At 63.0% G+C, this 9,059-nt stretch carries 11 protein-coding genes and 1 pseudogene; 5 read left to right on the top strand and 7 right to left on the bottom strand.

The annotated features are described in order from the left end of the window. Positions 1–341: 341 nt before the first annotated feature. Positions 342–1,031 carry a hypothetical protein gene (locus tag VIM95_RS00225; RefSeq protein ID WP_331981292.1) on the bottom strand — a complete coding sequence of 230 codons (690 nt, stop codon included), beginning with the start codon at positions 1,029–1,031 and terminating at the stop codon, positions 342–344. A 110-nt stretch (positions 1,032–1,141) separates the two neighbouring features. On the opposite strand from VIM95_RS00225, the gene VIM95_RS00220 reads away from it, so the two are divergent. Further along, positions 1,142–1,522: a VOC family protein gene (locus VIM95_RS00220; protein WP_331981289.1), complete on the top strand. Its 381-nt coding sequence runs from the start codon at positions 1,142–1,144 to the stop codon at positions 1,520–1,522. A gap of 70 nt (positions 1,523–1,592) precedes the next feature. Here the strand turns inward: VIM95_RS00220 and VIM95_RS00215 are convergent, their stop codons facing one another. Together VIM95_RS00215 and VIM95_RS00210 are read right to left on the bottom strand one after the other, a co-directional pair. Then, positions 1,593–2,249: a DUF6928 family protein gene (locus VIM95_RS00215; RefSeq protein WP_331981286.1), complete on the bottom strand. Its 657-nt coding sequence runs from the start codon at positions 2,247–2,249 to the stop codon at positions 1,593–1,595. A gap of 24 nt (positions 2,250–2,273) precedes the next feature. Continuing rightward, positions 2,274–2,852 carry a cysteine hydrolase family protein gene (locus tag VIM95_RS00210; protein ID WP_331981283.1) on the bottom strand — a complete coding sequence of 193 codons (579 nt, stop codon included), beginning with the start codon at positions 2,850–2,852 and terminating at the stop codon, positions 2,274–2,276. Positions 2,853–3,064: 212 nt separating this feature from the next. On the opposite strand from VIM95_RS00210, the gene VIM95_RS00205 reads away from it, so the two are divergent. Together VIM95_RS00205 and katG are read left to right on the top strand one after the other, a co-directional pair. Continuing rightward, positions 3,065–3,520, top strand: a complete 456-nt coding sequence (locus VIM95_RS00205) for a DUF6386 family protein (RefSeq protein ID WP_331981280.1) — start codon at positions 3,065–3,067, stop codon at positions 3,518–3,520. Between the two features lie 419 nt (positions 3,521–3,939). Beyond that, positions 3,940–6,132: a catalase/peroxidase HPI gene (gene katG / locus VIM95_RS00200; protein ID WP_331981276.1), complete on the top strand. Its 2,193-nt coding sequence runs from the start codon at positions 3,940–3,942 to the stop codon at positions 6,130–6,132. A gap of 61 nt (positions 6,133–6,193) precedes the next feature. Here katG and VIM95_RS00195 read toward each other — a convergent pair whose 3' ends face one another. The 3 genes from VIM95_RS00195 to VIM95_RS00185 all read right to left on the bottom strand — a co-directional run bounded on the left by VIM95_RS00195 (position 6,194) and on the right by VIM95_RS00185 (position 7,796). Next, a complete protein-coding gene (locus VIM95_RS00195) occupies positions 6,194–6,616 on the bottom strand; it encodes a VOC family protein (protein WP_331981273.1) in 423 nt (140 codons plus the stop codon). A gap of 68 nt (positions 6,617–6,684) precedes the next feature. Next, positions 6,685–7,074 carry a cupin domain-containing protein gene (locus VIM95_RS00190; RefSeq protein WP_331981270.1) on the bottom strand — a complete coding sequence of 130 codons (390 nt, stop codon included), beginning with the start codon at positions 7,072–7,074 and terminating at the stop codon, positions 6,685–6,687. A gap of 242 nt (positions 7,075–7,316) precedes the next feature. Continuing rightward, positions 7,317–7,796, bottom strand: coding sequence for a carboxymuconolactone decarboxylase family protein (locus tag VIM95_RS00185; RefSeq protein WP_331981267.1), 480 nt, complete (start codon positions 7,794–7,796; stop codon positions 7,317–7,319). Between the two features lie 136 nt (positions 7,797–7,932). Here VIM95_RS00185 and VIM95_RS00180 point away from each other — a divergent pair, with 136 nt between their 5' ends. Next, a complete protein-coding gene (locus VIM95_RS00180) occupies positions 7,933–8,340 on the top strand; it encodes a VOC family protein (RefSeq protein WP_331981265.1) in 408 nt (135 codons plus the stop codon). A gap of 109 nt (positions 8,341–8,449) precedes the next feature. Then, on the top strand, positions 8,450–8,896 hold the full coding sequence (locus VIM95_RS00175) for a hypothetical protein (protein ID WP_331981262.1): 447 nt from the start codon (positions 8,450–8,452) through the stop codon (positions 8,894–8,896). A 42-nt stretch (positions 8,897–8,938) separates the two neighbouring features. On the opposite strand, the pseudogene VIM95_RS00170 reads toward VIM95_RS00175, so the two are convergent. Next, positions 8,939–9,059, bottom strand: a pseudogene (locus VIM95_RS00170) (IS110 family transposase); the annotation flags it as partial.

Raw genomic sequence — 9,059 nt, 5'->3', positions numbered from 1 at the left:
TGGTCACTTATGGTGGGCGCCGCCGCTGGGGCATCGGCCGCCTTGGTGGGGCTGCAGTATTTGCGGAAGTACCGGAATTTGCGCTTCAGCCTGGATGGCTGGCGGCTTAAGGCGAGTATGGACCCGGTGGAGGTTTGAGGGGTTTGCGCTCTAGGCGCCAAATCCAAGCTTCAGCGACCAGTGCGGCTTCGCCCGTGGGCTGTATCAGCACCTCAGCAGAGGTGCTGAGCCCCGCGTTCAGATTGCGGAGCATCTGCAGGTTCAGTGGTCGGGTGTCTCTGAACACCTTGTAGAGGCGATTGGGCTTGCCGATATAGGGCCCCATATTGATCGCAGTGTCCTCAGGGCATCAAGTAGCTGGCAGAAATAGGGAAGCGCTTATCGCCCAGGTGCTCGAAGGTCACGCCTAACAGTGCGCTGGAATCACATGCGCTGCCAGCATCATTTGAGCTGAGCGAGAAATACAGCGAGAAGGCGCCCGCGTTGCTACCTTCGCTGTGGGGTGATTTGACGTACTCCGCAACAAGGCGGCAGCCCGTAAGCGCGTTTGAACCTGACAGCGTTCTGCGCCCCATTCTCTTGGCGGCAGTACCCAATGCTTCCTGGTTTGTCAGTACATAACGCGCAGTCTCGCCGCTCAGCGTGTTCTCAAACGTCAGTTGATTGGCCGGCCGGATTGCACAGCTGGCTTGAGAGGGTAGCCATGCGCTGTAGTCGGTGGATTCCAGTTGGTACTTCCCTGAAGGCTGAGTGGCAATGTTGAAACGCTGAGAGCGACAGATGCCACCCGTCAACGCAGCTACCTCATAGACGGTTGCAGTGGCAGCAAATCGGGTATGACGGTGGCGGTCACGCAAGGCTTCTACCTTCAGCGTGGCTTCATCCAGTTGGTGCTTGGTACGGATTTTCGCCAGAGCGCTTGCAATGGCCTTTTTCTCGGCTGCCGTGGGTGGGCGATTCAGGACGGCAATAATGTCAGCCATAGCACTGCCGCAGCAAAGAAGAACCGTCAGAGCGAGGGTGGGGCGCATGGGCGAGAAAGGCTGTTTGGGCGCACCAATGTACACAGGTACCGGCGGTCGACCAAGTCTGCTTGCTCTCGTGCTGGTCTATAACCAGCCTAATTTCCCAGGAGACTGTCATGGCCCAGCTCGACCACCTGATCCTCAAGGTCAACGACCTTGCTACCAGCCTGAGCTTCTACAGCGAGGTGCTGGGCTTTGCCAGCGAGGGGCAGAGCGGGCCGTTTACGGTGTTGCGGGTGGGACCAAGCTGCCAGCTGCAGCTGGCGCCCTGGGGCACGCCAGGCTTTGAGCACTATGCCTTTGCCGTCAGCCCGGCCGAATTCGACGCCATCTTTGGCCGAATCAAGGCCCGCGAGATCGCCTACGGGCCGACCTTCGATTCAGTCGGCAGCAATACCGGGCCTGGGGAGGAGGTGGGCGCACGCGGGGCGGCGCCGACGGTGTACTTCTTCGACCCCGACAAGCACCTCTTGGAGATACGGGCTTACGCGGGCTAGCAGGAGATTGCTTGGTCGCTACGGGCAATACGGCGCAATGCCCTGCGGGGATTGCGCCCTACATGTCGGCCTACCAGACCTTCCACCAAGGCTTCGCCCCGCTCCGCTTGAAACGCAGCAAGGTAATGCAGCTCGGGTCGATATGGTCTGGTGCCGGGTGGCCCTCCAGCACATAGCCCAGGCTGGCGGCCAGGGCGGCTTCGCCCAGGTCCAGGGGGTGGAAGGGTAGGGGGTAGCTGTCGGCGTCGCCGTTTTCTTCCGGCCCCAGGGCGGGGTGTTCGCCGGCCCAGTAGGGGGCCTCGAAGGGCAGGTGTGGACCTTGGTCCTCGATCACGCCGCTATCGGGTGCCAGGCTCAGTGAGCGGATCAGGATGCCGCCTTGCCAGCGCGCATAGGCGAACCAGTCCACCACGCTATACATGGCATGCAGCTCCACCGTGGGCAGGTCCAGCACATCCAGAAAGCGCCGTGGCAGGCGGGAGGGGTGGTCGAGCGCGAACTCGCGGGCGGCCACGATGCGGAGCCCTGCAAAGCAGCCCACCAGAATCTCGTCGTCGGCCGGGTTGGCTTCGGATAGGTCGCCGTCGTCCAGCGGGATGAGGGCCTCGGCCGGAAAGAGGCGCTGCGCGAGGTTGGTACTGGCGCTGCGGTCCAGCGCCGGCAGCTTGGCCAATTGGGCGCGGGCGTCGCCCGTGCTGGCGATCAACATCCAGGTTTTGGCGCCCATCGGCCATTCCCCTATGAACGCCGGTCAGCCCACGAAGCTGACCTCGGCCGCCGGCAGCACCGTCACCCTCGGCCCATAAGCTCCCAGGTTGCGCAGGGTGGCATTGTGGTGGGCGCTGATCTGGGCGGCGCTGATCACGCCGTTGTCTATGGTCGAGTGGGCGTCGGCCACCAGGGTGACCGGGTAGCCGTGGGCGAGGGCGCCGCGCACGGTCGAATCGATACAGAACTCGCTCTGCAGGCCGCAGATGACGACGCGGTCGATCTTGCGCTCCTTCAGCTGCGCGTGCAGGGCGGTCTGGTGGAAGGCGTCGGTGGCGGTCTTGCGCAGGTGCAGGTCGTCCGGCCAGACCGTGAGCCGGCCGTCGAGTTGCCAGCCGGGCGCGCCATATTGCAGTGGGCCCTCTGGCTCCTCGTGCTGGATCAGAAAGATAGGCAGGCCGGCCGCGTGGGCCTTGCACGACAGCGTGTTGATGCGCTCGACCACGGCGTCGATGTCGTGGGCGGCCTCCTCGCCGTTGCAGAGGGCGTGCTGGATGTCGATAACGAGCAGGGCTTGGGTCATGGCGCTGGGCGCGGTGCGCAGGATAGGTCCAGCTTTCATCCTAGCTCAGCTGGCGCATTGCGGGCAGTTGTGTGAGGGCAAGGCGGGGAATGGCGGGCACTTGGCACGGGCGCTGTTGCGTTGCTGCCAAGTAGCCGGCGCTGCGCCCGTCATCCCACCTTGGCGCTACCGGATTTTGCTGCCAATACTGGCTGCGAGGGGCGTGGGCCGTGAGGGTCCCCCGCCAGCCTCGTGTGGCCTGGGGAGACACTGTGCGCATCTTGCCGTTCCAGTTCAGTACCGATACCGCATCGCTCTGCATCTACGACCTTGGCATGCTCAAGCACCGGCTGGATGCAGATGAGGACTGGTGGAGCTGGCCGGTGGCGATCCAGCTGCAGGAGGCCAACAACGGCCATGTGCTGTTTGTGGACGTGGGGGCGGATGGCTTCCACGATGGGCATATCCAGTTCGAGCCCCTGGCCGCACCGGCGATAGAGGGCTGGCTGCTGGCACCCACGGGCCGCGTGTTCGTGGGCGCGGCGGACGAGGTGACGGCCGAGGGCAAGGAGCCGGACTGCAGTCGGGGCGGGCTGTTTGTGAGCATCCCCCCCGGGGCGGTGGAGGTACAGATAGGGCGCTCGGCCACCGGCACCATACAGGTGACACTGCTCTCCGGTAAGGCTTTCTCCAGCAACCACTTCAAACGCCCGTTGCGATTGAGCTAGCTTGCGCAGTTGAGTGGAATCCAGCCGCCTGTTCGCCCCACAGGGAGGAGGCCAAAGTCGTGCGCTAACCATGTGCTCAGCCTGAGAAAGCGGCGCTTCCCTGATCTATCCCCCACCGCTCCCGCAGCTTTGCACGCACAGGTTCTAGGCTCGCTTTGGGAACGTTGGCATGACGTTCGTCGGGATATTGCACGCCGCTTGGGGTGCTAACCTTCCAGGCGCACGGTGCTGCTAGCCAGCCTGCAAGGGGCTGGGCACTGCGCTGCCGAGTCATTGGTATTGCCTATCAAAACCATAATCTAAATCAGTTGGTTTGCTGAAAAGGGCTGGCCTAGACTGGTCTGGCCGTTTGCACCGCCGTCGGGCTGCAGGGTCGGTCGGTGGTGCCCCAGAACTATATACCGTCAAAGGAGATAGCCATGCCCAACGATTCCAAGTGCCCCTTCTCGGGCGATGCGGCCAAGCATGTTACGGCCGGCGCCAAAGGTAACCGTGACTGGTGGCCCAATCAGCTCAATGTCAGCCTGCTGCACCAGCACTCCAAACTCTCCAACCCTCTGGACGGCGGCTTCAACTACGCCGAAGAATTCAAAACGCTCGATCTGAACGCCGTGGTGAAGGACTTGCACGCGCTGATGACCGATAGCCAGGACTGGTGGCCGGCCGACTACGGCCATTACGGCCCGCTGTTTATCCGCATGGCCTGGCATGCTGCCGGTACCTACCGCGTGGCAGACGGTCGTGGCGGCGCCGGTACCGGCGCGCAACGCTTTGCACCACTCAACAGCTGGCCGGACAACGGCAACCTCGACAAGGCCCGCCGCCTGCTGTGGCCGATCAAGCAAAAGTACGGCCGCAAGCTTTCGTGGGGCGACCTGCTGATCTTGACCGGCAACGTGGCGCTGGAATCCATGGGCTTCAAGACCTTTGGCTTTGCCGGTGGCCGGGTGGATGTATGGGAGCCGGAAGACGACGCCGACTGGGGCCCTGAGAGCACCTGGCTTGGTGACGAGCGCTATAGCGGCGACCGCGATCTGGCCAGCCCCTTGGCGGCGGTGCAGATGGGCCTGATCTATGTGAACCCGGAAGGCCCCAATGGCAAGCCGGACCCGCTGGCATCCGCCCGTGACATCCGCGAGACCTTTGCCCGCATGGCCATGGACGATGAAGAAACCGTGGCCCTGACCGCTGGCGGCCATACTTTTGGCAAGGCGCACGGTGCTGGTGCCACCAGCCAGGTCGGCCCTGAGCCGGAAGGTGCCCCGCTGGAAGAAATGGGCCTGGGCTGGAAGAACTCGCAGGGCAGCGGGGTAGGGGTGAATGCCATCACCAGCGGTATTGAAGGTGCCTGGACACCCAACCCGATCAAGTGGGACAACGGCTACTTCGAGACCCTGTTTGGCTACGAATGGGAGCTGACCAAGAGCCCGGCCGGCGCCCACCAGTGGAAGCCCAAGGGCACCAGCGGCGACGGTACCGTGCCGGACGCCCACGACCCGAGCAAGCGCCATGCCCCCATGATGACCACGGCCGATATGGCCATGCGGGTGGACCCGGCCTACGAGAAGATCTCGCGCCGCTTTATGCAAGACCCGGCGGCCTTTGCCGATGCCTTTGCCCGTGCCTGGTTCAAGCTTACCCACCGCGACATGGGCCCGCGCTCCCGCTACCTGGGCGCCCTGGTGCCCAAGGAAGAGCTGATCTGGCAAGACCCGATCCCGGCAGTGAGCCACCCCTTGATCGATGCGCAGGACGTGGCGGCGCTCAAGGCCAAGGTGCTGGCATCCGGCCTCACGCCTACTCAGCTGGTCAGCACCGCCTGGGCATCGGCCTCCACCTTCCGCGGTGGCGACAAGCGCGGCGGCGCCAACGGCGCGCGCATCCGCCTTGCCCCGCAGAAGGATTGGGCGGTGAACCAGCCGGCGGAACTCAGCAAGGTGCTGAGCACCCTGGAAGGCATACGCGAGGGCTTCAACAGCAGCGCGAGCGGCGGCAAGCAGGTATCGCTTGCCGACCTGATCGTGCTGGCCGGTAACGCAGGCGTAGAGGCGGCGGCCAAGAAGGCCGGCCACGAGGTGAGCGTGCGCTTCACCCCCGGCCGGACCGATGCCAGCCAGGCGCAGACCGATGTGGCCTCGTTCGCCGTGCTGGAGCCGCGTGCCGATGGCTTCCGTAACTATGTGCGCAAGGGGCTGGAGGCGCATGCCGCCGAGCTGTTGATCGACAAGGCCCAGCTCCTGACCCTGACCGCACCGGAGATGACCGCGCTGGTGGGCGGCCTGCGAGTGCTGGGGGCCGGCCAGCCACAGCATGGCGTCTTCACCCAGCGGGTGGGTACCTTGACCAACGACTTCTTTGTAAACGTGCTCGATATGCGCACCAAGTGGCAGCGCTCCGCCGCCGACGCCAATGTGCTGGAAGGGCGCGACCGCAGCAGCGGCGCCCCCAAGTGGACGGCAACGGCGGTGGACCTGGTGTTCGGTTCCAATGCCCAGCTACGTGCCGTGGCCGAGGTCTATGCTAGCAGCGATGGCGAGAAAGCCTTCGTGCAAGCCTTTGCCGCGGCCTGGGCCAAGGTGATGGAGCTGGATCGCTTCGACATCAAGCGCTGAGCTGAAGTAGGCTTGAAGTAGCTGATGACGGCCTCTCCCTGTAAAGGGAGGGGCCGTTTGCTTAGGCCGGGCTGTGCACCGGGCCCTTCAGCTCGATGGTATTGCCGTCTGGGTCATGGAAGTAGAGCGAGGGGCCGTCACCCTCGGCGCCGAAGTTGTCGCTGGCCGGCCCTTCCGGCACCACGCCGTGGCGCGCCAGGTGGGCCACCAGGGCGGCTTCGTCAAAGGGCTCCACACGCAGGCAGAGGTGGTCCACATTGCGGCCCTCTGCCCCTGCCGCCACACCACCCCGGCTGCCCAGCCGGCCGGTGATCGAGATCAGATCCACCATGGAAGTGCCGGCGCGCACATGCACCAGACCCAGGTCCAGTCGCTGCTTGACCACCTGGCAGCCCAGCACCTGCTCGTAAAAGGTGATGCTACGGTCCAGGTCGGCCACGCGGAAGACGAGATGGTCGATACGCAATACTTGGAAGGGAATCATGATCACGCTATGGGAAGTCGGTACGGCTGGCGAGCATACCGACTTGCCGGGCGAGGCGGTACTGCTGCTCAATCCCGTACGGGTGTCAGTACCGGAGAACCCTTCTTCTTCAGCAGCACGACCACAAAGCGTGCCGGTGCGCTGTCGCTGGCGTTGCGTCCTATCTCGTGTACGTCGTCCGGGCCTTCGTAGAACACTTCGCCCGGCTGCAGCGTCACTTCCGGCTTGCCCCTGAGCTTCATCACGATGCTGCCTTCCAGCACATAGACAAAGGCATGCGCGTCGTGACGGTGGACCATGTCCTTGGCGCCCGGTGGGTAGCTCACCTCCAGCATGGTGGCCTCCTTGCTGGGGTAGTCCTTGAGCACTTGGGTAAACAGCGGTTTAACGTCGGCCGCTTGCGAGGCGAGCGTAGCGAGGAGGGCGGCGAGGCCCAGGGTGAGGGTGGCGAGTTTCATGGTGTGCATCCTTGCGGTGGTGCGCGGCGGCTGGTGTGGAGCCGCCGCGTAATATCAAGCAAGCGCCGGTAACAAAGCCCAGCGAAGCGGTTCTGGCTTCCCCGCAAGGGGGAGGCCGTGGTTGTAAGGTGCTAAAGCACCAACAACCACGCTCAGGCGTGCGAGAGCAGACGCGTGTAACGGACAGTACGGTCGGTACGGCAAGCTCGCGCAACAACGCCAGAAGGGCCTTGTTAGTGGCGCTAGGCCAATTGCGCGCGGGTCAGGCCATAGGCCTGGTCCTGCGTACCCGGCACGGTGCGGAAGGCGATGTTCACGCGGTTCCAGGCGTTGATGCTCATGACCAGGTAGGTCAGCTGGGTCAGCTCCTTTTCATCGAAGAACTCGCGTGCATCGGCATAGTCCTGGTCCGATACCCCGTGGGCGGGGATCTGGGTCAAGAGCTCGGTCCAGGCCAGGGCGGCACGCTCGCGCTCGGTAAACAGCGGCGATTCGCGCCAGATGGCCACATGGTGCAGGCGCAGCGGGCGCTCGCCGGCAATGGTGGCCTGCTTGACGTGCATATCCACGCAGAAGGCACAGCCATTGATCTGCGACGCGCGGGTGGTGACGAGATGCTGGGTGGTCACCTCGATGGCGCTGTCGTGCACCTTCATCGAGAGGTCGACCAGGGCCTTGAAGAGTTCCGGGGCTTGCTTGAGGTAGTCCAGACGTTGGGTCATGATGGTTCCTTCATAGTGAGTGATGAGGTGATCACGCGTTTTGCGCTTCTCACTCAACAAGACGAACCGGTTTTGCGGTTTGTGACAGCCCGTACAAAAATTCTTCTCAAATAGTTCACCCGGACGGTTTGCCACCATGACCCAGACAGCCCCGTTCCACGCCGGCAGCATGATCTACGCCAAGTACCTCGGCCGCGTGTGTGACTTCTACGCCGCCGTCACCCAACTGCCCCTGGTGGAACGCGAGGCGGACTACGCCATCCTCGCCGGCCATGGCTACCAACTGGTGCTGCACGCCATCCCGGCAGCCTACGCGGCCGATATCGTGATCACCGACCCGCCCGAGCGGCGCGAAGACACGGCGGTGAAGCTGATCTTTACCGTGCCCAGCATTGCAGCAGCCCGTGCCTTGGCCGCGCAGCATGGTGGGGTGGTGGATGGTGAGGAGTACGAGTGGGACTTTCAGGGCTACCGCCTGTGCGACGGGCACGACCCAGAGGGGAATGTGGTACAGGTGCGGGAGTGGTTGGGTGGGAGGCTTTAGTAGATCACTTGAAGGGTGTTGTGGAGCAGACCCAGGGGCAATGTGCCATATGCTTCTGGGAGCGGCCGCATAACGTAAGAATGTTAGTAATCAGAGGAGGAGTAACGCGATGGAGGATGAAGCGAAAAAAGTGGCAAACAAGCCTAAGCCTATTGAAGCAGCCGACTTGATTCAGCGTTGGGGCATGCTATGCCTAAGTGCCGCTATGTTCGGCGCTGGCTTTCTGAAAGCGTGGGCAGATAATCCTGCCGTCGCAGGTACTTTTTTTGCGGCTGGTTTGGTTTGTGCTTTGTTGTCAAAGCTGCACTTAATTGAAGAGCTCAGTGCTTGGGGGGTAACTGCCAGAATGGCCCGGTTGCAGGAAGCTACCGATAGAGCCCTAGCCACTAGCGAGCAGTTGGAGTCGCTACGGCAAGAGTTGCAGGTAAAGAACGAATTGCTTGAACAAGAACTATCGACGGCTCGGGAGAGAATTGGTCAGCTACAGCAGCAATATGAGCAGCAGATTCAGGAGTTGGAAAATAAGTTGCGTCGGGTCAAGAACCTTGCGGTGTAAGTGTGAGGAGGGCGTCAGATCTTGTAGATACTGTTATCCGAGTCAAGCGGCGTGCAGTGCCGGATTGAATGGCAAGCCCGACTTGAGCACGCCGAAGGCGACCTGAGCCAGCTTGCGCATCATCGCCCCAATGATCAGCTTTGGGGGCTTGCCATTGGCCATC

Origin of the sequence: Chitinimonas sp. (genome assembly GCF_036568685.1) — a bacterium.
Classification (GTDB): domain Bacteria; phylum Pseudomonadota; class Gammaproteobacteria; order Burkholderiales; family Chitinimonadaceae; genus Chitinimonas.
The sequence above is the reverse complement of the archived record's forward strand: the minus strand, read 5'-3'. Positions and strand labels throughout refer to the sequence as shown.

Coding starts and splice junctions, on each gene's coding strand:
- VIM95_RS00225 (WP_331981292.1), bottom strand. CDS start 1,031: ATGCGCCCCACCCTCGCTCTGACGGTTCTTCTTTGCTGCGGCAGTGCT.
- VIM95_RS00220 (WP_331981289.1), top strand. CDS start 1,142: ATGGCCCAGCTCGACCACCTGATCCTCAAGGTCAACGACCTTGCTACC.
- VIM95_RS00215 (WP_331981286.1), bottom strand. CDS start 2,249: ATGGGCGCCAAAACCTGGATGTTGATCGCCAGCACGGGCGACGCCCGC.
- VIM95_RS00210 (WP_331981283.1), bottom strand. CDS start 2,852: ATGAAAGCTGGACCTATCCTGCGCACCGCGCCCAGCGCCATGACCCAA.
- katG (WP_331981276.1), top strand. CDS start 3,940: ATGCCCAACGATTCCAAGTGCCCCTTCTCGGGCGATGCGGCCAAGCAT.
- VIM95_RS00195 (WP_331981273.1), bottom strand. CDS start 6,616: ATGATTCCCTTCCAAGTATTGCGTATCGACCATCTCGTCTTCCGCGTG.
- VIM95_RS00190 (WP_331981270.1), bottom strand. CDS start 7,074: ATGAAACTCGCCACCCTCACCCTGGGCCTCGCCGCCCTCCTCGCTACG.
- VIM95_RS00185 (WP_331981267.1), bottom strand. CDS start 7,796: ATGACCCAACGTCTGGACTACCTCAAGCAAGCCCCGGAACTCTTCAAG.
- VIM95_RS00180 (WP_331981265.1), top strand. CDS start 7,933: ATGACCCAGACAGCCCCGTTCCACGCCGGCAGCATGATCTACGCCAAG.
- VIM95_RS00175 (WP_331981262.1), top strand. CDS start 8,450: ATGGAGGATGAAGCGAAAAAAGTGGCAAACAAGCCTAAGCCTATTGAA.